Source organism: Actinotalea soli, assembly GCF_017565425.1.
GTDB lineage: Bacteria > Actinomycetota > Actinomycetes > Actinomycetales > Cellulomonadaceae > Actinotalea > Actinotalea soli.
This window is the reverse complement of record NZ_JAGEMK010000005.1, coordinates 30475-54867: the sequence shown is the minus strand read 5'-3', so window position 1 is coordinate 54867 and position 24393 is coordinate 30475. Positions and strand designations below refer to the sequence as shown.

At 74.4% G+C, this 24393-nt stretch carries 20 protein-coding genes; 13 read left to right on the top strand and 7 right to left on the bottom strand.

Features of this window, described 5'->3' with window-relative positions; translation table 11 throughout:
* Position 1 precedes the first annotated feature (1 nt).
* Positions 2–1738, bottom strand: a complete 1737-nt coding sequence (locus J4G33_RS10705) for an ABC transporter ATP-binding protein (RefSeq protein WP_208055964.1) — start codon at positions 1736–1738, stop codon at positions 2–4.
* Positions 1719–3548 carry an ABC transporter transmembrane domain-containing protein gene (locus J4G33_RS10700; protein ID WP_208055963.1) on the bottom strand — a complete coding sequence of 610 codons (1830 nt, stop codon included), beginning with the start codon at positions 3546–3548 and terminating at the stop codon, positions 1719–1721. The genes J4G33_RS10705 and J4G33_RS10700 overlap by 20 nt, the downstream gene beginning before the upstream one ends.
* Positions 3549–3621: 73 nt before the next feature.
* On the opposite strand from J4G33_RS10700, the gene J4G33_RS10695 reads away from it, so the two are divergent.
* From J4G33_RS10695 to guaA, 3 genes are all read left to right on the top strand, one after another.
* Positions 3622–4065, top strand: a complete 444-nt coding sequence (locus J4G33_RS10695; protein WP_307793853.1) for a DUF3817 domain-containing protein — start codon at positions 3622–3624, stop codon at positions 4063–4065.
* The gene (locus tag J4G33_RS10690; protein ID WP_208055961.1) at positions 4062–4505 is read left to right on the top strand and encodes a hypothetical protein; all 444 of its coding nucleotides are present in this window, start codon (positions 4062–4064) and stop codon (positions 4503–4505) included. The genes J4G33_RS10695 and J4G33_RS10690 overlap by 4 nt, the downstream gene beginning before the upstream one ends.
* A gap of 104 nt (positions 4506–4609) precedes the next feature.
* A complete protein-coding gene (guaA, locus tag J4G33_RS10685; RefSeq protein WP_307793865.1) occupies positions 4610–6157 on the top strand; it encodes a glutamine-hydrolyzing GMP synthase in 1548 nt (515 codons plus the stop codon).
* A gap of 52 nt (positions 6158–6209) precedes the next feature.
* On the opposite strand, the gene J4G33_RS10680 is transcribed toward guaA, so the two are convergent.
* Together J4G33_RS10680 and J4G33_RS17825 are read right to left on the bottom strand one after the other, a co-directional pair.
* The gene (locus J4G33_RS10680; protein ID WP_208055959.1) at positions 6210–7679 is read right to left on the bottom strand and encodes a GGDEF domain-containing protein; all 1470 of its coding nucleotides are present in this window, start codon (positions 7677–7679) and stop codon (positions 6210–6212) included.
* Positions 7680–7755: 76 nt separating this feature from the next.
* Positions 7756–9294, bottom strand: coding sequence for a GGDEF domain-containing protein (locus J4G33_RS17825; protein ID WP_208055958.1), 1539 nt, complete (start codon positions 9292–9294; stop codon positions 7756–7758).
* 114 nt (positions 9295–9408) lie between these two features.
* Between J4G33_RS17825 and J4G33_RS17820 the strand changes: the two genes are divergently transcribed.
* Positions 9409–10533, top strand: a complete 1125-nt coding sequence (locus J4G33_RS17820) for a glycosyltransferase family 4 protein (protein ID WP_208055957.1) — start codon at positions 9409–9411, stop codon at positions 10531–10533.
* 151 nt (positions 10534–10684) lie between these two features.
* Positions 10685–11149 carry an aromatic ring-opening dioxygenase LigA gene (locus tag J4G33_RS10665; RefSeq protein ID WP_208055956.1) on the top strand — a complete coding sequence of 155 codons (465 nt, stop codon included), beginning with the start codon at positions 10685–10687 and terminating at the stop codon, positions 11147–11149.
* Between the two features lie 163 nt (positions 11150–11312).
* Here the strand turns inward: J4G33_RS10665 and J4G33_RS10660 are convergent, their stop codons facing one another.
* Together J4G33_RS10660 and J4G33_RS10655 are read right to left on the bottom strand one after the other, a co-directional pair.
* A complete protein-coding gene (locus J4G33_RS10660; RefSeq protein ID WP_208055955.1) occupies positions 11313–11714 on the bottom strand; it encodes a hypothetical protein in 402 nt (133 codons plus the stop codon).
* Between the two features lie 109 nt (positions 11715–11823).
* Positions 11824–13284: a PspC domain-containing protein gene (locus J4G33_RS10655; protein ID WP_208055954.1), complete on the bottom strand. Its 1461-nt coding sequence runs from the start codon at positions 13282–13284 to the stop codon at positions 11824–11826.
* A 168-nt stretch (positions 13285–13452) separates the two neighbouring features.
* Here J4G33_RS10655 and J4G33_RS10650 point away from each other — a divergent pair, with 168 nt between their 5' ends.
* The 8 genes from J4G33_RS10650 (at position 13453) to J4G33_RS10615 (ending at position 23808) form a co-directional block, all read left to right on the top strand.
* A complete protein-coding gene (locus J4G33_RS10650; RefSeq protein WP_208055953.1) occupies positions 13453–14706 on the top strand; it encodes an ATP-binding protein in 1254 nt (417 codons plus the stop codon).
* Complete coding sequence (locus J4G33_RS10645; RefSeq protein ID WP_208055952.1) at positions 14703–15362, top strand: LuxR C-terminal-related transcriptional regulator; 660 nt, start codon at positions 14703–14705, stop codon at positions 15360–15362. The genes J4G33_RS10650 and J4G33_RS10645 overlap by 4 nt, the downstream gene beginning before the upstream one ends.
* Before the next feature lie 145 nt (positions 15363–15507).
* Positions 15508–17079 carry a methyl-accepting chemotaxis protein gene (locus J4G33_RS10640; RefSeq protein WP_208055951.1) on the top strand — a complete coding sequence of 524 codons (1572 nt, stop codon included), beginning with the start codon at positions 15508–15510 and terminating at the stop codon, positions 17077–17079.
* A gap of 66 nt (positions 17080–17145) precedes the next feature.
* Complete coding sequence (locus J4G33_RS10635; RefSeq protein ID WP_208055950.1) at positions 17146–17451, top strand: hypothetical protein; 306 nt, start codon at positions 17146–17148, stop codon at positions 17449–17451.
* A gap of 99 nt (positions 17452–17550) precedes the next feature.
* Entirely contained in the window at positions 17551–20064 is a 2514-nt protein-coding gene (gene pcrA / locus J4G33_RS10630) for a DNA helicase PcrA (protein ID WP_208055949.1), read from the top strand.
* 116 nt (positions 20065–20180) lie between these two features.
* Positions 20181–21362, top strand: coding sequence for an ADP-forming succinate--CoA ligase subunit beta (gene sucC, locus J4G33_RS10625; protein WP_208055948.1), 1182 nt, complete (start codon positions 20181–20183; stop codon positions 21360–21362).
* Between the two features lie 33 nt (positions 21363–21395).
* On the top strand, positions 21396–22283 hold the full coding sequence (sucD, locus tag J4G33_RS10620; protein ID WP_208055947.1) for a succinate--CoA ligase subunit alpha: 888 nt from the start codon (positions 21396–21398) through the stop codon (positions 22281–22283).
* A 58-nt stretch (positions 22284–22341) separates the two neighbouring features.
* Positions 22342–23808: a cell division protein PerM gene (locus J4G33_RS10615; RefSeq protein WP_208055946.1), complete on the top strand. Its 1467-nt coding sequence runs from the start codon at positions 22342–22344 to the stop codon at positions 23806–23808.
* On the opposite strand, the gene J4G33_RS10610 is transcribed toward J4G33_RS10615, so the two are convergent.
* Positions 23805–24383, bottom strand: a complete 579-nt coding sequence (locus tag J4G33_RS10610; protein WP_208055945.1) for a hypothetical protein — start codon at positions 24381–24383, stop codon at positions 23805–23807. The two genes, J4G33_RS10615 and J4G33_RS10610, sit on opposite strands and share 4 nt — an antisense overlap.
* Positions 24384–24393: the final 10 nt, after the last annotated feature.

The window sequence follows — 24393 nt, the reverse complement described above, 5'->3', positions numbered from 1 at the left end:
GTCAGTCCTGCTGCCAGGACTGCCACAGGCGCGCGTAGTCCCCGCCGGCGGCGACCAGCTCGTCGTGCGAACCGATCTCGGTGATCCGGCCGCCGTCGACCACCGCGACGCGGTCGGCGTCGTGCGCCGTGTGCAGGCGGTGGGCGATCGCCACCACCGTGCGCCCGGTGAGCACGGCCGACAGCGAGCGCTCGAGGTGTCGAGCGGCGCGGGGGTCGAGGAGGGAGGTCGCCTCGTCGAGCACGAGGGTGTGCGGGTCCAGCAGCACCAGGCGGGCCAGGGCGACCTGCTGCGCCTGGGCCGGGCTCAGGGTCGTGCCGCCCGACCCGACCTCGGTCGAGAGACCGGCGGGCAGGGCGTCGACCCACTCCCACGCGTCGACGGCCTCGAGGGCGCGACGCAGCTCGTCGTCGGCGGCCTCGGGGCGGGCCAGCCGCAGGTTCTGCTCGACCGTCCCGACGAAGACGTGGTGCTCCTGGGTCACCAGGGCGACGTGGCCGCGCAGCTCCTCGAGGGGGAGGTCGACGAGGCGGGCGCCGCCCACCGTCACCTGGCCGCCGGTGGGCGGGTGGATGCCCGCGAGCATCCGGCCGAGGGTCGACTTGCCTGCCCCGGAGGGCCCGACGACGGCGAGCCGCTCTCCCACCCCGAGGTCGAGGTCGATCCCGTGCAGGACGTCCTGCCCCGGCCGGTAGGCGTAGCGCACCCCGTGGGCTACGACGTGCTCGCCGTCGGGCCGGGCGTCCTCACGGACGGTGCGGTCGGGACGTACGGCGTCGACCCCGATGATCCGGGCGAGGGAGGTCGCGCCGACCTGGATCTCGTCGAGCCAGAAGATCAGCTCGCCGATGGGGTGCATGATCTGCAGCGCGTAGAGCGCGATGGTCGTGACCGCCCCGACCGAGACCGACCCGGTCGAGACCAGGTAGGTGCCCCAGACCACGACCGCGGCGACGGGCAGGATGAACGACAGGTCGACCCCGGGGAACAGCACGGTCCGGAGCCACAGCGTGTAGCGCTCGGCCCGGAAGGCCGTGCGCAGGTCCTCGTCGACGCGGGCGCGGCGCCGGGCGCCGAGCCGCAGGGCGTCGATGGTCCGCGCCCCCTCGACCGTCTCGGTGATGGTCCCGTTGAGGGTCGCGTAGGCCGCCGACTCCCGCAGGTAGCCCTGCGCCGCGCGACGCAGGTACCAGCGGGTCGTCGCGAGGAGCAGCGGGAGCCCGACCAGCATGGCCAGGGCGACCTGCCAGCTGACCACGACCGCCGCCACCAGGGTCAGCGCGATCGTCGCCGAGGTCACCAGGACCCGCGGGACACCGAAGCGGACCGTGTGCTGCACACGGTCGATGTCGTTCGTGGTGCGCGCGACGAGGTCCCCGGTCCCCGCCTGCTCGACCGTCGACAGGGGGAGCCTGGTGACCGTCCCCAGGAACTGCTCCCGGAGATCGGCGAAGACGGTCTCGCCCAGCACCATCGCCCCGCGCTGGGCGTAGCGGATCAGGACCGTCTGGGTCAGCACGGCGAGCACGAGGATCCCGACCGCCTGGTCCACGTACCCGGTCGTGGTGCCCTGGGCGACGGCGTCGACCATGCGTCCCAGCAGCCAGGGACCCGCGAGTCCCGCGGTGGCCGCGAGGACGTGCAGGGTCAGGACCTGGGCGAGACCCCGGCGGTGGCGCCGCAGGAGGGCGCCGGTGTGCGCGCGCAGCGCACCGCTGTCAGCGACCGGCAGCTGCATGGCGGGCCTCCTTCTCGGTCTGGTGGGCGTGGGCCTCGTCGGAGGCCTGGTCGGTGTCCGCCGCCGCCCGGCTCACGACGGCGCGGTACCGGGCCGCGACCGTCGGGTCGGGGTGGGCGAGCAGGCCGCGGTGGGTGCCCTCGGCGACCACCCGGCCCTGCTCGACGAGCACGACCTGGTCGACCTGGTCCAGGACCAGCGGGCTCGCGGTGACGACGACGGTCGTGCGGCCGGCCCGTGCCTGGGCGAGCCGCGTCGCGATCCTCGCCTCGGTGTGGGCGTCGACCGCGCTGGTCGGCTCGACGAGCACGAGCACCTCGGGGTCGGTCAGCAGGGCACGGGCCAGGGCGAGGCGCTGACGCTGCCCCCCGGACAGGGACCGGCCCTTCTCGGCGACCTCGCCGTCCAGGCCCCCGGGCAGCGAGGTGAGGACGTCGTCGGCGTCGGCCACCTCGAGGGCGTCGAGGAGCTCTCGCTCGAGCCCCGTGCCCCGCACGTCGAGCTCCTCGCGGAGCAGGCCGGTGAACAGGTGCGGGGTGGACTCGGCGACCACCACGCGGCGGCGGACGGCGGCGAGCCCCAGCGCGCTCAGCGGGTGTCCGTCGAGGAGCACCTGGCCGGCGGCCCCCGCGTGCTCGGCCCCGAGCAGCCCGAGCCGGGTCGCGATCGTCGCGGTCTCGTCCGGGTCGGCGCTCACCAGGGCCGTCACGCGGTCGGCCGGTGCGGTGAAGCCGCTGGCCAGGTCGGTCATCGAGGTGCCGCCCGTGCCCTCGGCGGCCGGGGAGCCCGAGCCGGAGCCGGGCACGAGGTCGGCACCGGTGACGGGCACCCGCAGGACCCGCAGGATCTTGCGGACGCCGACCCGGGCCCTCGTCATGCTCTGCACGAACTGCGTCGCGGCGGTCAGGGGCTCGGTGAGGAAGGCCGCGTAGCCGTAGAAGGTCACGAGCTGGCCCGGGGTGATCTCGCCCGTGATCGCCAGGCGCGCGCCGAACCACACGACCGCGGCGAGGAAGAGCCCGGGCAGCAGGGCCTGCATCGCGTCGAGCAGCGACTGGGTCTGCGCGACGCGGACCCCGGCGCGGCGGACCTTCTGCGACTGCTCGTGGTAACGCCCCGCGAAGACCTCCTCGCCGCCGATCCCGCGCAGGATCCGCAGCCCCGAGACGGTGTCCGCCCCGAGGGTCGTGAGGCGGCCCGAGGCCTCGCGCTGGGCGGCCTGGCGCCGCTGCAGTGGCCGGACCACCAGGGCGAGCACGGCGGCGACCGTCGGCAGGCCGACCAGCACCGCGACCCCCAGGGTCACCGAGCTCGACAGCAGGACGAAGGCCACGGCGACGTAGGCCACGACCCCGCCCACGAACCGCGCCGTGATGAAGTACAGCTCGCCCACGCGCAGCGAGTCCGAGGCGACGGTCGCGACGACCTCGCCCGTCGGCAGCTCGGCCGTCACGGCGTCCCCGGTCCGGCTCACGTGGTGGCCCACCAGCTGGGAGGTCCGGAACGCGGCCCGCAGCCAGTTCTCGACGTCCAGGCGGTGCCCGACGACGTTCGCGACCACCTGCACCAGCCCGACGCCGAGCAGCAGCCCGACCCCCGACCACAGCTCGCGGGACAGCCCCTGGTCGAGCCCGTCGTCGACCAGCATGCCGAGCACCAGGGGCAGGGCCGCGAGGGAGACCGCCGAGGCGATGCCCACGAGCGCGCTCCCGAGCAGCAGGCTGCCCTGACGACGGGCGACCCACCACAGGTAGGCGGCAGCCGAGGTCAGCGGAGGTGTGCCCGGGTCGGGCAGAGGGAGGGAGCGCACGAGGGACAACGGTAGGCCCGCCCACCGACGTCGGGCGACGCCTTTTCGGTGGGGCAGGATGGACCGGACGGTGGTGGAGCGCGACAGCGCCCGAGGCAGCACAGGAGGGCTCGACGTGGCGGGCAAGAGCTGGGTCACCAAGGCGGAGGGCGCCCTGCGCCGCTACCGCGTCATGGCGTGGGTCACCGGGGTGATGCTGCTCATCCTCGTCGTCGAGATGCTGATCAAGTACGTGCTCCGGGCCGGGCCCGAGGTCCTGCAGTGGATCGAGTGGATCCCCTTCGCGCACGGCTGGATCTACGTGGTGTACCTCGTGACGGTGGTCGACCTGTGGTCGACGATGCGGTGGGGCTTCGGCCGCCTCGCGGCGATGGTCCTGGGCGGGGTCGTGCCCGTGATGTCCTTCGTCGTGGAGCGGCGCGTGCACGCCGAGGGGATGGCCCAGGTCGTCGTCGGGCGTCCGGCGCAGCGCCCGGTGCCGGTGCAGGGCGTCGACAGGTCCCGGACCGGCGGGTGAGCACCGGGCGCCTGCTGCTCGTCTGGGCCGGGGGCTCGGTCGCGGCCCTGGTGAGCGGGGTCCTCCTGAGCCTCGGGGTCGCGCTGCTCGCCCTCTCGGGGGCGATGGACGGGCCCTACCAGCTGGTGGTCGTCCAGGTGGTGCAGGTGACCGCCGGGATCCTTGCGGGGGCGGTCGGGGTGGCGGTCGCGGTCCTGCTGTGGGCCGCCCGCACGGAGCTGGCCGGTCGGGCGCGCTGGTGGACCTGGCTCGTGGTCGGTCTGCCGGTCGTGCTCGTGACCGCGGCGGTCGACGCCCTCGTCGTCGCGCGCTACGGCGTGACGCCGGGGCCGGGGGCCGGCGCCCTCCTGGCCCTCGAGCTCGCCCTCACCGGGGTGCTCGCCGTCCTGCTCGGCGGATGGCGGGCCCGGCGCGTCCTCTCACTAGACTCCACGGCGTGACCGACACCCCAGCGCAGCCGGACGCCGCACAGCCCGACCCGTCAGGGCCCGACCAGGCGGGGCCCGACCAGGCAGGGCCCACGGGCCAGACCGAGCACCGACCTGTGCTCGTCGTCGACTTCGGGGCCCAGTACGCCCAGCTCATCGCGCGGCGGGTGCGCGAGGCCCACGTGTACTCGGAGATCGTCCCGCACACGGCCTCGGTCGAGCAGATGCTCGCCAAGGACCCCGCGGCGATCATTCTCTCGGGAGGGCCCTCGAGCGTCTACGCCGAGGGCGCGCCCTCGGTCGACCCGGCCCTGTTCGAGGCCGAGGTGCCCGTGCTCGGCATCTGCTACGGCTTCCAGGCCATGGCTCAGGCCCTGGGCGGGACGGTCGCGCACACCGGCTCCCGCGAGTACGGCGGCACCCACGTCGACGTGCCCGACGCGGGACAGCTGCTCACCGGCTCGCCCACCGAGCAGTCGGTGTGGATGAGCCACGGGGACGCCGTGCACGCGGCCCCCGAGGGCTTCGACGTCCTCGCGACCTCGACGGGTTCCCCGGTCGCGGCCTTCGAGAACCGCTCGCGCCGGCTCTACGGGATGCAGTGGCACCCCGAGGTCAAGCACTCGCCGCTGGGCCAGCACGCGCTCGAGAACTTCCTGTACCGCGGCGCGGGCCTCACGGCCGACTGGACCGCGGGCAACGTCGTGGCCGAGCAGGTCGAGCGGGTCCGTCAGCAGGTCGGCGACGCCCGGGTGATCTGCGGGCTGTCCGGCGGGGTGGACTCGGCCGTGGCCGCGGCCCTGGTCCAGCGGGCCGTCGGCGACCAGCTGACCTGCGTCTTCGTGGACCACGGCCTGCTGCGCGCGGGGGAGGCCGAGCAGGTCGAGACGGACTTCGTGGCGGCCACGGGCGTGCAGCTCAAGGTCGTCGACGCGCGCGAGCAGTTCCTCGTCGCGCTCGCAGGCGTGACCGACCCCGAGACCAAGCGGAAGATCATCGGGCGCGAGTTCATCCGCACCTTCGAGGCGGCGGCCCGCGAGGTGGTCGCCGAGGGTGGTGACCACGGCGAGGAGGTCCGGTTCCTGGTCCAGGGCACCCTGTACCCCGACGTCGTGGAGTCCGGCGGCGGCGAGGGGGCCGCGAACATCAAGTCCCACCACAACGTCGGCGGGCTCCCCGACGACCTGCAGTTCGAGCTCGTCGAGCCCCTGCGCACCCTGTTCAAGGACGAGGTCCGCGCGGTGGGCCTCGAGCTCGGCCTGCCCGACGCGATCGTGTGGCGCCAACCCTTCCCCGGCCCGGGGCTGGGCATCCGGATCATCGGCGAGGTGACCGCCGAGCGTCTCGAGGTGCTGCGGGCCGCCGACGCGATCGCCCGTGAGGAGCTGACGCGGGCCGGCCTGGACCGGCAGATCTGGCAGTGCCCGGTCGTGCTGCTCGCCGACGTCCGCTCGGTGGGCGTCCAGGGGGACGGCCGCACCTACGGCCACCCGGTGGTGCTGCGCCCGGTCAGCTCGGAGGACGCCATGACGGCGGACTGGTCGAGGGTGCCGTACGAGGTGCTCGCCACCATCTCGACCCGCATCACCAACGAGGTCCCCGAGGTCAACAGGGTCGCCCTCGACGTCACGAGCAAGCCGCCGGGCACGATCGAGTGGGAGTAGCCCCGGGCTGACCCTCCGTCCGCCGGGCGGCCTGCCCGGCTGCCGCGGGGGGTCAGCCGGGGGTCGGTCCGGGCGTCGAGGTGCGCAGGGCGCGCTTGGCGGCGTACATGTGTCCGTCGGCCGTCGAGAGGAGCTGGCTCGCGCTCACGTCCTCCCCGCGGCGCACCGAGGCGCTGCCCACGCTGGCGCGCACCGAGGACAGGATGCCGTGGGTGTGGATCGGGTCGGCGAGGGCCCGCCGGATGCGGTCGCGCGCCTCGCCCTCGGTCAGGTCCGGGTCGCCCTCGACGACCACGACGAACTCGTCCCCGCCGAACCGGGCGACCAGGTCACGCGCACGCAGGGCCCCACGGAGCCGGCTGCTCGCGATCGCGAGCAGGCCGTCGCCGACGTGGTGGCCGTGCTCGTCGTTGACGGCCTTGAACCCGTCGAGGTCGCAGAAGAGGACCACCAGACCGGCGCTGGTCCCGGCCCGGACCCGGCCGAGGGCGAGCTCGAGGTGCTCGTCGAGGCCGCGGCGGTTGGGCAGCCCCGTGAGCTGGTCGTGGGTCGCGAGATGGGCGAGCTTGTGCTCGGCCTCGGCGTGCAGCCGGGCGAGCTGCCCGATCCGCAGGATGACCAGCGGGACGAGGGCCACGCTCGCGGTCGTGAGCAGGACCCAGTCCACGGGGTGGCCCCAGGCCTCGGTGCCGCCGGCGAGCAGCGGGTTGAGGGCGAGCACGACCCCGAGGAACACCAGCCGCCGGGTGGTCAGTCGTCCGGAGCGCGAGTGCACCGGCGGGTCGGCCAGGTGGGCGTGCGCCGGGTGCGCGGCCGAGGCGCCCAGGGCGAGGTAGGCCAGGATCCACAGCAGACCGATCCACCAGGCCCCGGCGCCGGTGACGGGGTCCTCGGTGACCACCCCAGCTGCGTTCCCGGCGAGGGTGAGGGTCACGGCGAGGAGGAGGTAGACCAGGGCGGGCTTGGCCCGGCGGGTCGTCGCGGTCGCCCGCACGACGGCCCCGGCGATCCCGCTGATCAGCAGGATGATCATGAGTCGGTAGAGGCGTTCGCCGGTGGCTGCGTCCTGGGCGGTGAGGGCCGGGTGCAGCAGGAAGGCCCAGATCAGGCTCGCCGCGCCGAGGGCGATGATCACCGCGTCGATAATCCCGCCGACGTCGCGGCGCGCGTACGGGAAGGCGATGAGGACGCTCGCCACGAGCAGGCCCAGGTAGCCGAGCGGCAGGGTGAGCAGCGGACCCAGGCCGGTCGCAGCCGGCTTGCCCTCGATGCCCATCTGGACGAGGGACTGCAGGTTGTGCGCCGTGAGGGCGACGAGCGCTGCCACGACGAACCACCAGGGACCGGGGCGGACGACCCGGCGCCGCAGCAGCCCGACGGTCAGCACCCCCGCGGCCAGGGCTGAGGACAGCACGACGGTGGCCCGTCGGGGGACGCCGTCGGTCAGCACGTAGGCCAGGCACAGGCTCCCGGCGAGCAGGACGAAGCCCAGGTTCACACCTGTCGAGCCACGGTGCTGCACAGGTCTCCCATCGGCGCGTCGAGGTCATCAGCAAGGGATTCTGTCCCACCGGTCGGCCCGGGGCCGGGCGGACCGGTCAGCCTGTGGACGGCCTGTCGAGGGTCGTGGCTGTGCGCAACCGCCGTCGGGCCGCCTTGCGCTCGTACATCGTCGCGTCGGCCGCGGACAGGGCCTCCTCGGCGGTGGTCCCGGCCCCCGGGGCCACCTGCACCGCCCCCACGCTCGCCGCGCCGTGCACGACGTGGTCCCCGAGGAGCACGGGGTCGTCGAGGGCCGAGGCCAGGCGGGGCAGGACGGTCTCGACGAGGACCTCGGGCTCGCCCTCCATGACGACGACGAACTCGTCCCCGCCGAACCTGCCGAGCAGGTCCTCCGGGCGCAGGGCGTCGCGGAGACGGTCGGCGACCACGACCAGGAGGTCGTCCCCCGCCCGGTGCCCGAGGGTGTCGTTGACCTCCTTGAAGTCGTCCAGGTCGAGGAAGGCGACCACGGTGCCCCGGGTCGTCCCTGCTGCAGCCCGGGCCAGCGCCTCCTGCACCCGGGCGTCGATCACGCGGCGGTTCGGCAGACCGGTGAGCTCGTCGTGCGTCGCGAGGTGGGCGAGCTGGTCCTCGGCCTCGGCGTGCCACCGGGCGAGCTGGGCGAGACGGGCCACGACCAGGGGGACGAGCACCAGGTTGGCGGCGATGATGAGCCGAGGGTCCGTCCCGAGCTGCCGCACCTCCTCGATCCCCAGCAGGACCGGGCTGACGGCGAGGGCGGCCCCCAGCGCCAGGAGGCGCGCCACGGTCAGGCGGCCGGGTCGGCTCTCGTCCGGGCTCAGGGTGGCGGCAGCGGGATGCAGCACCCCGGCCGCCCCCGCCCCGTAGGCGACGATCCAGAACGCGCCCGCCCAGGTGCTCCCGGTGGGGGCGTCGGCGGTCATCGTGAGGTCGCGGGTGAGGGTCCCGAGCAGGATCGCGGCGACCACGACGAGGGCGTACACGAGGAAGGGGCGTCGCGAGCGGGCGAGGTACGCCGCCCGGGCCACGGCGCCGGCGACAGCGCTGACCGCCACCAGGACCGCCATGGTCCGCACGCGGACGAAGGTCGGGATCTCGGGGTCGAGGTGCGGCTCGACGACCAGCACCCACAGCAGCAGGGCGAGGCTCAGGGCGATGATCGTGGCGTCGACCACCGTGCCTCCGTCGCGCTGCACCGGTCTGCGCACGAGCAGCGCCATGCCGGCGACCAGGAGGAGGTAGCCGACCGGGAGGCCCAGCGTCGCGAGCGGGCTCGTGGGTGGCTCGGCGCCCAGGAGGTGGTGCTCGACCATCCACCCGGCGCTGTAGACGCAGAGGACCACCAGCCCGGCGAGGACGAGGAACCAGGGTGGGCGGTCAGCCGGGGCTGCGCGCCGCAGCCGTACCGTGACGGCCGCTGTCGGCAGCAGGCAGGTGAGCGTCGTGGCGAGGTCCCGTGCAGCACCCTCGAGCGCGAGGAAGGCCACGAGGAAGAGCGCCGTGACGAGCACGAAACCTCGGTGGACCTGGGGCCTCGAGGTCGCCCGGGGGACGGACGGCCCGACGGCCGGCCGCGTCTGCTCCGGCGGGGCCGGACGGGGGGCACGCGTCACGACCACCTCATCGTCAGACACGGGCGTTGTGCGAGTGGTTCGCACCGTTCTCATCCGCTGCGCGCCCTCCCCGGGCGCGTCCGCCGTCCCCGGACGTAGGTCTAGCCTGAGCCGGTGCGGATCTTCCACGTCTCGGACTGCTACGCGCCGCGCACCGGGGGGATCGAGTCCCAGGTGCGCGACCTGGCGCGGGCACAGGTGCGGGCAGGGCACCAGGTCCACGTCCTGACCGCGACCGTCGGGCCCGCGGGGGAGCGGGCCGGGACCGTGCAGGTCGACGACGGCGTGCAGGTGCACCGCCTCGCGACGCGTGCCGCCCTGGGCCTGCCGGTCAACCCGGGCGCCCCGCCCCGGGTGCGGTCCCTGCTCACCGAGCTGAGCCCCGACGTCGTCCACGTGCACGCGGGGGTGGTCTCCCCCTTCGCCTTCGACGGCGCCCGGGTCGCCCTCGGGCACGGCGTCCCCCTCGCGATCACCTGGCACTGCATGCTCGACGGCGTGACGCCTGCCCTGCGCTCGGTGGTCCGTCGTTCTCGGTGGTCGCACGCCCCGGCAGCGCTCAGCGCGGTCAGCTCGGCGGCCGCAGGACGGGTCGGCGAGGTCTTCGAGGCCCGCGTCGCCGTGGTGCCCAACGGCATGGACCTCGACCGCTGGACGCCCGGCCCGCTCCACGAGCCCGGCCCGCTGCGGTGCGTGGCGACGATGCGCCTGGCCCCGCGCAAGCGTGGCGTGGCGCTGGTGGACGCGGTCGCGGACGCCATGACGCAGCTCGCGCCGGGGAGCCTCACCCTGGACCTCGTGGGCGACGGGCCCGAGCGCGCGTCGATCTCCCGACGGGTCGCCCGGCGCGGCCTGGGCGCCGTCGTCCGGCTGCGTGGTCGGCTCCCCCGGGAGGACGTGCGTGAGGCGTACCGCTCGACGGACGTCTTCCTGGCCCCCGCCGAGCTCGAGGCCTTCGGCATCGCGGCTCTCGAGGCCCGCGCCGCAGGCCTGGTGGTGGTGGCGCGGCGCGGGACCGGCATCGAGGAGTTCGTCACCGACGGCCACGACGGGCTCGTGGTGGACGACGACGCCGGGCTGTCCCGGGCGCTCGTGGCCCTCGCGACCCGGCCGCGGCTGCTCGAGGAGCTGCGCTCGCGGGCCCGGGCCGAGCGCCCGGTCTTCGACTGGCAGCACGCCCAGGAGGCCGCCGAGCGCGAGTACGCGCGGGCCACGGCGCTCCGGGCGGGCCCGGCCTGACCCGTCCACGGGTCCGCGCCGACCCAGGGACCATCGGCCCACCAGCCGGCCGACCGGGCCTGCGAGGCTGGCACCACGAGCTCACGCGAACGGGCTCACCGGACCGGCAGCACCGGTCCGCACCGGAAGCCAGTCCTGGGAGAGGTCCACCATGAACGCCACCGTCTCGAACGCCAAGCCCGTCAAGATCATCGGCCTCATCGCCATGATCGCCGGCGCCGTCCTGATCATCGCCGGCGCCGCCACCGCCCTGGTCGTCCGCGACCAGCTCGTCGCCGAGAACATCACCCTCGGCGAGGACGCCGCGATGTTCCAGGGCAACGTCGTCGACGGCCCGATCGACGCCTACCTCCAGGCCGAGGTCATCGACATGCACGCCCGGGAGATGGCCGGCGGCCAGACCTACGCCGAGCTCGACCGCGAGGACCCCATCCGCGCGACCGTCATGAACGGCTCCTTCCTGCGGGCCTCGCTGTTCACCTCGATCATCGCCTTCGGCATCGCAGCCTTCGCCGCCGGCATGGGCATCCTGTTCATCCTCGTCGGATGGGCCCTGCGCAAGCTGGTCGACACCGCCCCCGTCACCACCGCCAACACCCCGGTCCAGGCCGTCTGACCGGCACCCCTGAGCTGCGTCGCTGCACCGCCCACCCCACCGCAGCGACGCACCCGGCGGCCTCCGCAGCAGAACTCTGCCGCGGAGGCCGCCGTTCGTCGTCCGGGGCGCGCACCGTGCTCCGGGGTGATGCGGCACGGGCGGTCGGGGCGGTCGTCCTGGCTCAGCGGGCGCGACGTCGGCGTCCGGTCACCACCGAGCCCACCAGCAGCCCGACCCCGGCGACGGCGACCAGGCTGATCACGGCGAGCTCGACGTCGAAGACCGCCCCGGCCGCGATGGCGAGCAGGCCGACGCCGATCGCGGCCAGCACCAGGCCCCACACGACCGTGCCGACGCGCAGCGTGGGACGGTCGGGCTCGGGGGAGGGGGGCGACGCGGGGGCCGAGGCGCCGGGGGAGGCCGGCTCGGTGGCCCCTGCGGTGCTGACCCCGGGGGTGGTCGGGTACTCGGTCGTGGCCCCGGCCGCATCGACCTCCTCGGTCGTCGCGGGGTCGGCGGGGATGGTCTCGGTGTCGGTGTCCCGGGCGGCGCTGTCGTCCGCGGTGCGGGGGGTGGTGTCCATGGGGTCCTCCAGGGCTGTCGGGTCGTGCGGGGCGATGGCTACGGGTGGGGCGGGCTGGGACGGTGGGACGCGGAGGGTGCGTGGCGGGCGCACCGGGCGCACCGGGGCCTCAGCCCTCGATGACACGGACGCTCCCGGCGCCGACCGAGATCTCGAGCACCAGCTCGGGCTCGGCGCCCTCCGCGACCGAGTCGGACTCGTAGGTCGAGGTGGTGCCGCCGCCGACCCGGGTGGTCGACTGCCCCAGCCAGTCGACCTCGCCGGCGAAGACCTGGACCTCCCCGAGGACGTCCCCGCCCTCGGGGACGACGACGGTGACCTCCCCCGCGCCGACGTCGACGGCGACCTCGATCGGGTCGCGCGAGGAGGGGAGCTCGGTGAGGTCGATCCGGGCCTGGCCCGCCCCGAGGGAGTAGCCGGCCTCGGCCTCGGCCACCGTGCGGGGGGTGTGGACGAGGTCGCCGAACGCGGTGCTCGAGCTGTCCCAGGACCACGACGAGCGCTGGACGGCGCTCAGGGGGAGCAGCACCAGGATCCCGAGGACGGCGAGCGCGCCCAGCGACCCGCTGGTCCGGCCGCGCAGCCCTGAGACGATGATCGCGAGCCCGGCCAGGACGACGGTCCCGGCCCCCGCCGTGAGCAGGACGGGCCCCGTGTAGTCGCCGACCCGCTCGGCGTACATGAGCACCGCGAGGCCGATCAGCCCGAGGGCGACGACGGCCCCGACGGCCCCGGCTCCGGGGCCGCGCGGTCCGGTCCGAGGCAGCGGGGTCCGCGGCCCGGGAGGGGGCGCGGCCGGCCGGTAGGCGGCAGGCGGTGCGGGCGGTACCGGCGGGGGGCCGGCGGGTGCACCGCCGTAGCTGCCCGTGGGACCGCTCGAGCCGCTGGCCGGACCGGTGCTGCTCGGGGCGGCGTAGGCGCTGGTGGGGGCGGTCGACGGCATGGTGGGTCCTTGAGGTGCGGGGGGCGGGGGCACCGGGGTGCGGGGCAAGGAGGTGGTCGGGCCGGACGGACGAGGCCCGCCGCTCTGACGGTCGCGGTAGGAGGAGACGACCAGCACCACGACGACGGCCACGGCGAGCAGCCACAGCAGGCCACCCCATCCGCCGTCGCCCCACCACCAGAGCCCGGGGTACCAGCGGTCGGGGAAGGACAGGCCCGCGATGAAGACCGCGAAGGCACCGAGCACGGCGATGTCGAAGTCGCCGCGGAAGAGCTGCTGGAGGTGGATGCGCCCGTCGTGCTGCTCGGGCAGCAGGGCCCAGGCGATGCCGTAGAGGACCAGCCCGAGGCCACCGAGGAGCACCGACACGGCCAGGATGCCGCGGACGACCAGGGCGTCGACGCCGAGCCGCAGGGCGACCCCGCTCGCGACGCCGCCCACCCAGCGGTCCTGGGCGCGGACCAGCCCCGACCGGCGCAGGCTGTCGAAGAAGCTGTCGACCCCGCTCGGACGGGCCTGCTCGGGCTGCGGCGTGGGGCCCGGTGCGGCGCCGGCTGCGGGGCCGGGACCTGCGGGGCCGGGACCTGCCGGCCCGGGGCCCGGGGGTGGGGGTGTGGTCGAGTTCATGGCTCGAGCCTGCCGCGGGTGGCCGCGCCGCGGTATCCGGTGGTCCCCTGATCCCACCCTGAGCCTGGGGGCCGGTCCCCTGAGCCGAGCCCCGAGATCGACCCTGGTCCGTGCCGCACGGGGCCCAGGACGCCCCGGTGCGCGTCGGTGACGTGTGACGATGCACGGGTGACGACCGATCGGACCACCGTGCGGCTCCCCCTGCGCCGCCCGGCCCAGGGGCGCTGGGTCGGCGGCGTGTGCGTGGGGCTCGGTGCTCACCTGCGGATGCCGGTGGCGACCGTGCGGCTCGTCATGGGGCTGCTCGTGCCCTTCGGCGGCGCAGGGCTGCTGCTCTACGTGTGGTTCTGGGTCACGGTGCCCGTGGGGGACCCCGTCCGGGCCGCGGCCGAGGAGCGGCCCGCAGCACTGAGCCGCCTCGCCCCAAGGCTGCGTGACCCGAGCCGTCGCGTCCCGCTGACGGACATCGGCCTGGGGCTGCTGCTCCTGCTCGCGGCGGGCCTGCTGGTCGCCGTCCGGGCCGGGGTGCCGATCGACTACTCCTGGGTGGTGCCAGCCCTCGTGCTGCTCGCCGGCACGGCCCTGGCGTGGAGCCAGCTCGACGCCGTCCAGCGCGGTCGGTTCCTCTCTCATGCCGGGGGGCGGACGCCGGTGAGCACCCTGCGGCTCACGGGCGGCACGGTCCTCGCGGGGCTGGGCGTGCTCCTCCTGGTGGGTCAGGACGAGCCGCTGGACGCCCTCGCCCGCTCGGCCGTCGCCGCGGTCGCGGTCCTCGCGGGGGCGGCCCTGGTGCTCGCGCCGTGGTGGCTGCGTCTGGTCCGGGAGCTCGGGGCCGAGCGGGCTGCTCGCGCACGCGAGTCCGAGCGGGCGGACATCGCGGCCCACCTGCACGACTCGGTGCTGCAGACCCTCGCCCTGATCCGGGCCCGCGCGACCGACCCCGACGACGTCGCCCGGCTGGCCCGCGCCCAGGAGCGTGAGCTGCGCTCCTGGCTCTACGACGACCGGACCGTGCCGGGCACCTCGCTCGCGGCCGACCTGCGCGAGCTCGTCGGTGAGGTCGAGGACTCCCGGGCGGTCCCGGTCGAGACCGTGGTGGTCGGGGACCTCGTCCCGGACGCGGGCACCGCCGCCCTGCTCCAGGCCACCCGGGAGGCCCTGCTCAACGCCGTCGTGCACGGGCGCCCCCCGGTCTCGCTCTACCTCGAGGTGGGGGACGGGCAGGTCGAGGTCTTCGTGCGAGACCATGGGGACGGCTTCGACCTGACGGACGTCCCGGTCGACAGGTTCGGCGTCCGTGAGTCGATCATCGGTCGGGTCCGCCGTCGTGGTGGGACGGCGAGCGTGACCAGCCGACCGGACCGGGGCACCGAGGTGCACCTGTGCCTGCCGACCGACCTGGACGAGGGAGAGCAACGATGAGCGAGGACCGCGTGGACGTCGTCCTGGTCGACGACCACCTCATGTTCCGGGCGGGGGTGCGAGCCTCCCTCGACGGCTCGATCCACGTCGTCGGTGAGGCCGACGACGTGGATGCCGCGATCACCCTGGTGCGTGCCCTGCAGCCGCCCGTCGTCGTCCTGGACGTCCACCTGCCCGGGGGGGCCGGTGGTGGCGGGGCCGAGGTCATCACGGCCTGCGCGGACCTCCTGACCACGACGCGCTTCCTCGCGCTGTCCGTCTCCGACTCGGCCGAGGACGTCGTCGCGGTGATCCGTGCGGGGGCCCGCGGCTACGTGACCAAGGCGATCACGGGCCCGGACCTGTCGGACGCCGTCCGGCGGGTCGCGGGAGGGGACGCTGTGTTCTCCCCGCGCCTCGCAGGGTTCGTGCTCGACGCCTTCGGCGCGGCGGCCGGGGACGTCGCCACGGGGGACGACGAGCTCGACCGCCTCTCGGCCCGCGAGCGCGAGGTCATGCGGCTGATCGCCCGGGGGTACAGCTACCGGGAGGTCGCGGGTGAGCTGTTCATCTCGATCAAGACGGTCGAGACGCACGTCTCGGCCGTGCTCCGCAAGCTCCAGCTGTCCTCGCGGCACGAGCTGACCCGGTGGGCCGCCGCGCGTCGTCTGCTCTGACCCGGGGCCGCCGGCGGGGCCGTGGGTGCGGGGGTGGACGTGAAGATCATCCCCACCGACCACTCAGCAGCGGTGCCCCGTGGCCGAAGGGGGCTGTGACGAAGGCGTCTAGGACCTTCGTCCCGTACTCACCCCCGGAGTCCGCATGCGTCGCATCTCGTCCTTCTCCATCGCCCATCGACTCGTCGCGATCGTCGCGGTGTTCGCCGTCGGCCTCGTCGGCCTGGTGGTGATCGCCTCGACGCAGGTCTACGACCGGATCATGGCGGAGCGGCAGGACGCGACGCGGCAGGTGGTCGAGACCGCGCTGGGCGTGATCACGTACTTCGGCGCGGAGGAGCAGGCCGGCCGCATGACCCAGGCGCAGGCGCAGCAGGCCGCGATGGCCGCGGTCAACGGCATGCGGTACTCGGGCGAGGAGTACTTCTGGATCAACGACATGGGCCCGACCATGATCATGCACCCGACCAAGCCTGAGCTCGACGGTGAGGACCTCTCCACCAACGCCGACCCGGACGGCACGCTGCTGTTCATGGAGTTCGTCGAGGTCGTCGAGACCGAGGGCTCGGGCTTCGTGGCCTACCAGTGGCCCAAGCCCGGGGCTGACGCCCCGCAGCCGAAGATCTCCTACGTCGCGGGGTACGAGCCGTGGGGCTGGGTGCTCGGCTCGGGCATCTACGTGGACGACGTCGTCGGCGTGGCCATGGGGGACGTGCTCCAGGTGGCGCTGAGCGGCCTGGGCATCCTGGTCCTCGTCGGAGGGCTGAGCTACGTGGTCGGCCGGAGCATCGTGGTGCCCCTGGGGCAGGCGACCGACCTGCTCGCGAGCGGCGACGTCGCGACCCGCCTGCCCGAGGGGACGGGACGCACCGAGCTCGAGCGGCTCGCGGTGACCCTCAACGGGACGCTGGACCGGTCGGCGGACGTCGCGGCCGACGTCGCGAGCGCGGTGGCCGAGCTGGACCGGTCGGCCTCGCGGCTGGTCGAGAGCAGCGACCAGATCGCCGCGGCGGCCCACGGGACCGCCGAGCAGACGACCTCGGTGGCGGGGACCGCCGCCGAGGTCAGCACCGGCATCGACACCGTCGCGGCGGGCACCCACCAGATGGGGGCCTCGATCGGGGAGATCGCCCAGAACGCCAACGCGGTCGCGAAGATCGCCGCCGAGGCCGTCGCCGCGGCCGAGGCCACGAACCGCACGGTCGGCGCGCTGGGGGAGTCCTCCGCCGAGATCGGCAGCGTCGTCAAGGTCATCACCTCGATCGCCGAGCAGACCAACCTGCTCGCCCTCAACGCCACGATCGAGGCCGCCCGGGCCGGGGACGCCGGCAAGGGCTTCGCGGTCGTGGCCGGGGAGGTCAAGGACCTCGCCCAGGAGACGGCCCGGGCCACGGGGGACATCTCCTCGCAGGTCGAGTCGATCCAGGCCGCGGTGCTGCGCTCGGCCGAGGAGATCGCGCTGATCAGCGAGATCGTCGGCCGGATCAACGACTACCAGGCCACGATCGCCGGGGCCGTCGAGGAGCAGACGGCGACCACCTCGGCGATGGCTCAGAGCATCGCGCAGGTGGCCGACGGCGGCCGGGCGATCAGCCTGACGCTCGAGGGCGTGGGTGAGTCCACGCGTCGGACCACCGGGGAGATCGACGACATCCGTGCGGCAGCGCGTGAGCTGGCGCAGACCGCGGGCCGGCTGCGAGCCGCGGTCGTCGACTGAGGTCGACCGGCCCTTCTGTGACCAAGGTCATAGCCGGGTGTCCGATTCGCCCGTTATGGTCCGCATGTGCAAGATCAGATCGAGACACGAGTCACGACGGCTTCGACCGCCGGGCCCCCCACCGTCCTCGAGGTGCGCGGCCCGGCGGCCCTGCTCCTGTGGCTCCGGGTGATCGCAGGCCTGCTCGGAGCCCTCGCGGTCGTCCGGCCCGTGCCCGGCCCGCGCACGGTGACCGGAGAGCGGCTCCCGCTGGCCGCCGCCCGGGACGGCCGGCGCTCGGACCCGCGGCACCGGGACCGACGGTCCGCCGAGCAGATCCGTTCGCGGACGGGGTCGAGGTCGCTGCCGGTGAGGCGGCGCGGACGCGCCTGAGCCCTGCTGGGGTGACGGCACGTCCGCGTCCGGGCCGGGCCCTGCCCTGCGTCGTGGCCAGGTCGGGATGTGGGTGGGTGCGCCTACGCTGTGAGGGACATGGACACGCTCTTCTCCGACCTGCCCCTGCCCGGACTCAGCCCCTCGGCCGCCGCGCGGCTGCCTGCCGCCGGCCCGCCCCGTGAGCGGGGGAGCGTCGTCGAGCCTGCGGGGGATCGCGAGCCCCCGGCCGAGGAGCGCACCACTGCCCTGCTGGACGGCCTCAACACCGAGCAGCGCGAGGCCGTGCTCCACGAGGGCTCGCCGCTGCTGATCGTCGCGGGCGCGGGGTCGGGCAAGACCAGGGTGCTCACCCACCGGATCGCCCACCAGCTCGCGGCCCACCGGGTTCGGCCCCCAGAAGTCCTGGCGATCACCTTCACGAACAAGGCCGCCGCCGAGATGCGCGAGCGGGTCGAGGCCCTGGTCGGCCCGGCGGCCCGTGCGATGTGGGTCTCGACGTTCCACTCGGCCTGCGTGCGCATCCTGCGGCGCGAGGCCTCGACCCTGGGCCTGCGCTCCTCCTTCTCGATCTACGACTCCGCGGACTCCCAGCGCCTGCTGACCCTCGTGGCGCGCGAGCTGAACCTGGACCCGAAGAAGTACCCCGCCAAGGCGCTCTCGTCGAAGATCTCCAACCTCAAGGACGAGCTGGTCGACGCCGAGACCTACGCCTCGACCTCGGGGGCCGCCTCGGGAGCCGCCAACGAGTTCGACGAGACCCTCGCCGCCGTCTACACGCGCTACCAGGCGCGGCTGCGCCAGGCCCACGCCCTGGACTTCGACGACCTCATCATGACGACGGTCAACCTGCTGCAGGCCTTCCCCGCGGTGGCCGAGCACTACCGACGACGCTTCCGCCAGATCCTCGTGGACGAGTACCAGGACACGAACCACGCGCAGTACGTCCTGGTCCGTGAGCTCGCCGGCTGGCACGGCGAGGAGCAGGGCAGCGACGGTCGTGCCCTCCCGCCCGCCGAGCTCACGGTGGTGGGCGACGCGGACCAGTCGATCTACGCCTTCCGGGGCGCGACCATCCGCAACATCCTCGAGTTCGAGGCCGACTACCCGCAGGCCCGCACGATCCTGCTCGAGCAGAACTACCGCTCGACCCAGACGATCCTCTCGGCGGCCAACGCGATGATCTCGCGGAACCCTGACCGTCGGCCCAAGCGGCTGTGGACCGACTCGGGCGCCGGGCCGCAAATCGTGGGCTTCGTCGCGGACAACGAGCACGAGGAGGCCCGCTTCGTCGCCGAGGAGATCGACCGCCTGGGCGACTCCGACGGCGTACGGCCCGGTGACGTCGCGGTCTTCTACCGGACCAACGCCCAGTCCCGCGCCCTCGAGGAGGTGCTGATCCGCGTCGGGCTGCCCTACAAGGTCGTCGGCGGGACGCGCTTCTACGAGCGGCGCGAGGTCAAGGACGCGGTCGCCTACCTGCGGGCCATCGCCAACCCTGACGACGACGTGAACCTGCGCCGTGTGCTCAACGTGCCCAAGCGCGGTCTCGGGGACCGCTCCGAGGCCATGGTCGCGGGCTTCGCCGAGCGCGAGCGCATCTCCTTCGGGGCGGCCCTGGACCGCGCGGACGAGGCCCCGGGCCTCGGCAGCCGGGCGCTCACCGGCCTGCGGGCCTTCGGCGAGCTGATGTCCGGGCTGCGCGAGCTCGCCGACTCGGGGGCGGGCCCGGCCGAGGTGCTCGGTGCGGTGCTCGACCGCACGGGCTACCTGGCCGAGCTGCGCGCGAGCGAGGACCCGCAGGACGCCTCGAGGGTCGACAACCTCGCCGAGCTGCACGCCGTGGCCACCGAGTTCGAGCAGGCCGAGCCCGAGGGGGACCTCGCCGACTTCCTCGAGCGGGTCTCCCTCGTGGCGGACTCCGACCAGATCCCCACCGAGGACGGGGCCGAGGAGGCCCAGGCCCGGGCCGACCAGGGGGTCGTGACGCTGATGACGCTGCACACGGCCAAGGGCCTGGAGTTCCCGGTCGTCTTCGTGACCGGCTGGGAGGACGGCACCTTCCCGCACATGCGCTCGCTGGCGGATCCCGACCAGCTCGCCGAGGAGCGTCGTCTGGCCTACGTGGGCCTCACCCGGGCGCGGCAACGGCTCTACATCTCGCGCGCGGCCGTCCGGACGGCCTGGGGAGTGCCGAACGAGTTCCCGGCGAGCCGCTTCCTCGACGACGTCCCCGAGGAGCTCGTGGACTGGCGGCGACGTGAGTCGAGCATGGACACCCTGCGGGGCTCGGGCAGCGGCTGGGGCGGGGGCGCCTCGGCGTGGGGTGGCCGTGGTGGTGGCTCCCGCAGCACCGGTCCGCGGTCCGGGCCCGTCAAGCGTTCGACGACGGCGCCCGCCACGGGGGGTGCGACCTTCGGGTCGGCGACCCCTCGGCCGGCGGGGGAGGTCCCGAGCCTCGAGGTGGGCGACAAGGTGACCCACGACGCGTACGGGGTCGGCACCGTCGTCGCGGTCGAGGGCGGTGGAGCCAACGCCGTCGCCAAGATCGACTTCGGGGCCGACGGCACCAAGCGTCTGCTGCTGCGGTACTCGCCCGTCACCAAGCTCTGACGGTCGCGCCGATCTCTCGATGTGAAGAGACCCTGCCCTCGCGGCTACCATCGCTGAGGGCGACGCGGCCACACGGGCGCGGCCGGAGCGACGGACACGACGAAAGCGGGCGCAGGGTGGACCTGTTCGAGTACCAGGCACGGGATGTCTTCGAGAAGCACGGCGTGCCCGTGCTGGGCGGCATCGTCGCCACCACGGCCGAGGAGGCCCGCGCGGCCGCCGAGCGTCTCGGTGGCGGGACGGTGGTCGTCAAGGCCCAGGTCAAGACCGGGGGGCGCGGCAAGGCGGGCGGCGTCAAGCTCGCGCACTCGCCCGAGGAGGCCGCCGAGCGCGCCGGGGAGATCCTCGGGATGGACATCAAGGGGCACACCGTCCACCGCGTCATGATCGCCGAGGGCGCCAAGATCGCCGAGGAGTACTACTTCTCCGTGCTGCTCGACCGGTCGGAGCGCCGCTACCTGGCCATGGCCAGTGTCGAGGGTGGTGTCGAGATCGAGCAGCTCGCGGTCGAGCGTCCCGAGGCCCTCGCCAAGGTCGCCGTCGACCCCCAGGTCGGGATCGACGCGGCCAAGGCCGCAGAGATCGTCGCCGAGGCGGGCTTCGCCGAGGACGTCGCGGGCCAGGTCGCCGACGTCATCCAGAAGCTGTGGACGGTCTACGCCGAGGAGGACGCGACCCTCGTCGAGGTCAACCCCCTCGTCCGCACCGAGGACGGTGCGGTGATCGCGCTCGACGGCAAGGTGACCCTCGACGCGAACGCGGACTTCCGCCACCCCGACCACGCCGAGCTCGAGGACGCCGAGGCTGCCGACCCCCTCGAGGCCAAGGCCAAGGAGCACGACCTCAACTACGTCAAGCTCGACGGCTCGGTCGGCATCATCGGCAACGGCGCCGGGCTCGTGATGAGCACCCTCGACGTCGTCGCCTACGCCGGCGAGGCCCACGGCGGCGTCAAGCCCGCCAACTTCCTCGACATCGGCGGCGGCGCCTCGGCCGAGGTGATGGCGGCGGGGCTCGACGTGATCCTCGGTGACCCGCAGGTCAAGGCGGTCTTCGTCAACGTCTTCGGCGGCATCACGGCCTGCGACGCGGTCGCGAACGGCATCGTCAAGGCCCTCGAGATGCTCGGGGACCACGCCACCAAGCCGCTCGTCGTACGTCTCGACGGCAACAACGTGGCCGAGGGCCGCGCGATCCTGCGCGAGGCCGGCCACCCGCTGGTGACCCTCGCCGACACCATGGACGGCGGCGCCGACACGGCCGCCTCCCTCGCCCACGCCGCCGACACGGCCGCCTGAGCCCGACTTCGAGAGACGAGAGAACTCACAGACATGGCGATCTTCCTGACCGAGTCATCCAAGGTCATCGTCCAGGGCATGACGGGCTCCGAGGGTCAGAAGCACACGACCCGCATGCTCGCCTCGGGCACGACCGTCGTCGGCGGGGTGAACCCCCGCAAGGCGGGCACCGCCGTCACCTTCCCCCAGGGGGAGGGCACCGTCGACATCCCCGTCTTCGGCTCCGTGGCCGAGGCCATGACCGAGACCGGCGCCGACGTGTCGGTCATCTTCGTCCCCCCGGCCCACACCAAGGCCGCGGTGCTCGAGGCGATCGACGCGGGCATGCCGCTCGTGGTCATCATCACCGAGGGCATCCCCGTCGCGGACACCGCCGAGTTCTACACGGCGGCCGAGGCCAAGGGCGTCCGGCTGATCGGGCCGAACTGCCCCGGCATCATCAGCCCCGGCAAGTCCAACGTGGGCATCATCCCGTCGGACATCACGGGACCGGGGCGCATCGGCCTGGTCTCCAAGTCGGGCACCCTCACCTACCAGATGATGTACGAGCTGCGGGACTTCGGGTTCTCGACGGCGATCGGCATCGGTGGTGACCCCATCATCGGTACCACGCACATCGACGCGCTGGCCGCCTTCGAGGCCGACCCCGACACGGATGCGATCGTCATGATCGGCGAGATCGGCGGGGACGCCGAGGAGCGGGCCGCGGCCTTCATCAAGGCGAACGTCACCAAGCCGGTCGTCGGCTACGTCGCGGGCTTCACCGCCCCCGAGGGCAAGACCATGGGCCACGCCGGAGCGATCGTCTCCGGCTCCTCGGGCACCGCCCAGGCCAAGCAGGAGGCCCTCGAGGCCGCGGGGGTCAAGGTCGGCAAGACGCCGAGCGCGACCGCCGAGCTGATGCGTCACATCCTGTCCTGATCGGCGACACACCATCTGATGAACGGCCCCCGCGAGGGGGAGCAGGGACCATGGTCGGATGACGCGCCCGCCCACCCTGCACCCCCCGCGGGCTCCCCGCGCGGGGCGCGCGGCCCGCGGTCCCGGGGCAGCCGCCGCAGGTCCGAGCCGCGCGCGTCGGACCAGCACTCCCGCGACGCCGGCGGCGCCCGTGGGCCCCTCGGCCGCCACGGGCCTCGACGGCGCTCCCCGATGGGTGTCCGGGGCCCTCGCCGGGGTCCAGGGCGCGCTGCTCTCCCTCCTCGTGGTCGTGATGCCCGCCCTCGCGGCCTACGTCGTCACCTCGGCCGACCCGTCCAACGCCGAGATCGGCTGGCCGCGCTCGGTCGCCGTCGGGTCCTCGCTGTGGCTGCTCGGGCACGGCGGACCCCTCACGGCTGACGGGGTGACGATCACGCTCGTGCCGCTGGGCATCACGGCCCTCGCGGTCTTCACCGCCTACGCCTCGGCCCGCCGCTCGGCCCACCCCGCGCTCTCCTCCTGGGTCGCGGCGACGGTCGCCCACGTGGTGGCCGTCCTCGTGGTCGCCGCCCTGCTCGGGGAGGCGGGCCCCTTCGGCGCCGGACCCCTGGCCGTCCTGCGGCTCGCGCTCGGCAGCACGGCGGTCGCCGCGGTGGGACTCGGCGCGGGGATGCTCCGGCGCGGACGGCTCCGGGAGCTGACCCGCCCCGCCTGGAGCCGTATCCCTGCGCTGGTGCGCACCGGCACCGCGGGAGGGCTGCTCCTGTCGGCCGTGGTCGTGGGGGTCGCGGGGCTGGTCGCGAGCGGCTGGGTGATCTCGGGTCGGGCCGCCGCAGGCGATGTCATCGAGGGTCTCGGGGTGGACACCTTCGGGGGCCTGGTGCTGGCCGTCGGCCAGCTCGCCGTGGCGCCGAACCTCGTGCTGTGGGTGCTCGCCTGGCTCGCGGGCCCTGGCTTCTCGGTCGGCGCCGGGACGTCCTACGCGCCGAACGAGGTGGTGAGTGGACCGCTGCCCGCGCTGCCCCTCCTGGGCGCCCTGCCGACCCCGGGGTCCGGCGGCGGGCTCGTGACGTGGGTGCCCGTGGTCGTGGTGCTGTCGGGGGCCGTCGCCGGCTGGTGGCTGCACGGCCGTCTCGTGGCGAGTCGACGTCGGGAGACCCCCCTCGCCCTGGTCGTGCTCGCCCTCGCGGCGGGGACCCTCACCGGGGCGGCGACCCTGCTGGCCGGGGGCGCTGCAGGCCCCGGGCGCCTCGAGGTGGTGGGCGGCCCTGCCCTGCTGGTCGGTGCGACCGTGGCAGGTCTGGGGCTCCTCGGCGCGGCCCTGGTCGCGCTGCCTGCCGACCCGGTGCTGCGCAGGGCCTCGGCTCGAGGTGCGCGGCGGACCTGGGACCGCGTGCGCGGGCGTGGCGTCGTCGACCCCGCTGCGGCGACCGATCGAGGGACCCGGGGGAGCCCGACCGCTGACCCGGGGGACCAGCCCGGTGAGCCGGCGGACCAGCCCGGTGGGCGAGGGGATCGGCGCTAGGAGCCCGAGCCGACCCCGGGGACCCGCTCGAGGGTCTCGTCGAGGCGCTGCTGGAACTGGTCCTCGCACGCCGTGGTCGCCGAGATGGTCAACGCGTCGCGCAGGCAGGACTGCCGCTCCATCTGCACCGGCCACAGCGCGAGCATCGTCACCAGGGAGAGGGTGAGGAGCGCCGCGAGGCCGAGGCCGAACCCGAGGATCGCGACCAGGGCCCCCCGCAGCCCGCTGCGCCAGACCGCCCTCAGCGCGCGGATGCCCAGCACCACCGCGCCGAGGGCGAAGGCCAGGGCGGCGGCCTGCCACGGCAGCGGCAGGGAGACCGCGATGATCGTCGCGAGCATCATCAGCCCGAAGTGCATGACCTGCCGGCTCGCCTCGCGGGCGGCCTCGGGGTCCACCGGGGGGCGCGGCGCGGGGGTGCGGTGCCCGTGCCCTGGCTGGCCGTGCTGAGCGGGTCCCTGCTCGTCTGGTCCACCGGGAGCGGGTGCCGTGCCGTCCTCGGGGCCGGGGGGCGCCGTCGGGGCCTCCGGGCGCGTGCGCGGACCGCCGCTGGGCGGGGCGTACGGGTTGCTCACGGGTGCTCCT

Coding starts and splice junctions, on each gene's coding strand:
- sucD (WP_208055947.1), top strand. CDS start 21,396: ATGGCGATCTTCCTGACCGAGTCATCCAAGGTCATCGTCCAGGGCATG.
- J4G33_RS10665 (WP_208055956.1), top strand. CDS start 10,685: ATGAACGCCACCGTCTCGAACGCCAAGCCCGTCAAGATCATCGGCCTC.
- pcrA (WP_208055949.1), top strand. CDS start 17,551: ATGGACACGCTCTTCTCCGACCTGCCCCTGCCCGGACTCAGCCCCTCG.
- J4G33_RS10615 (WP_208055946.1), top strand. CDS start 22,342: ATGACGCGCCCGCCCACCCTGCACCCCCCGCGGGCTCCCCGCGCGGGG.
- J4G33_RS10645 (WP_208055952.1), top strand. CDS start 14,703: ATGAGCGAGGACCGCGTGGACGTCGTCCTGGTCGACGACCACCTCATG.
- J4G33_RS10660 (WP_208055955.1), bottom strand. CDS start 11,714: ATGGACACCACCCCCCGCACCGCGGACGACAGCGCCGCCCGGGACACC.
- J4G33_RS10640 (WP_208055951.1), top strand. CDS start 15,508: ATGCGTCGCATCTCGTCCTTCTCCATCGCCCATCGACTCGTCGCGATC.
- J4G33_RS10705 (WP_208055964.1), bottom strand. CDS start 1,738: ATGCAGCTGCCGGTCGCTGACAGCGGTGCGCTGCGCGCGCACACCGGC.
- J4G33_RS10655 (WP_208055954.1), bottom strand. CDS start 13,284: ATGAACTCGACCACACCCCCACCCCCGGGCCCCGGGCCGGCAGGTCCC.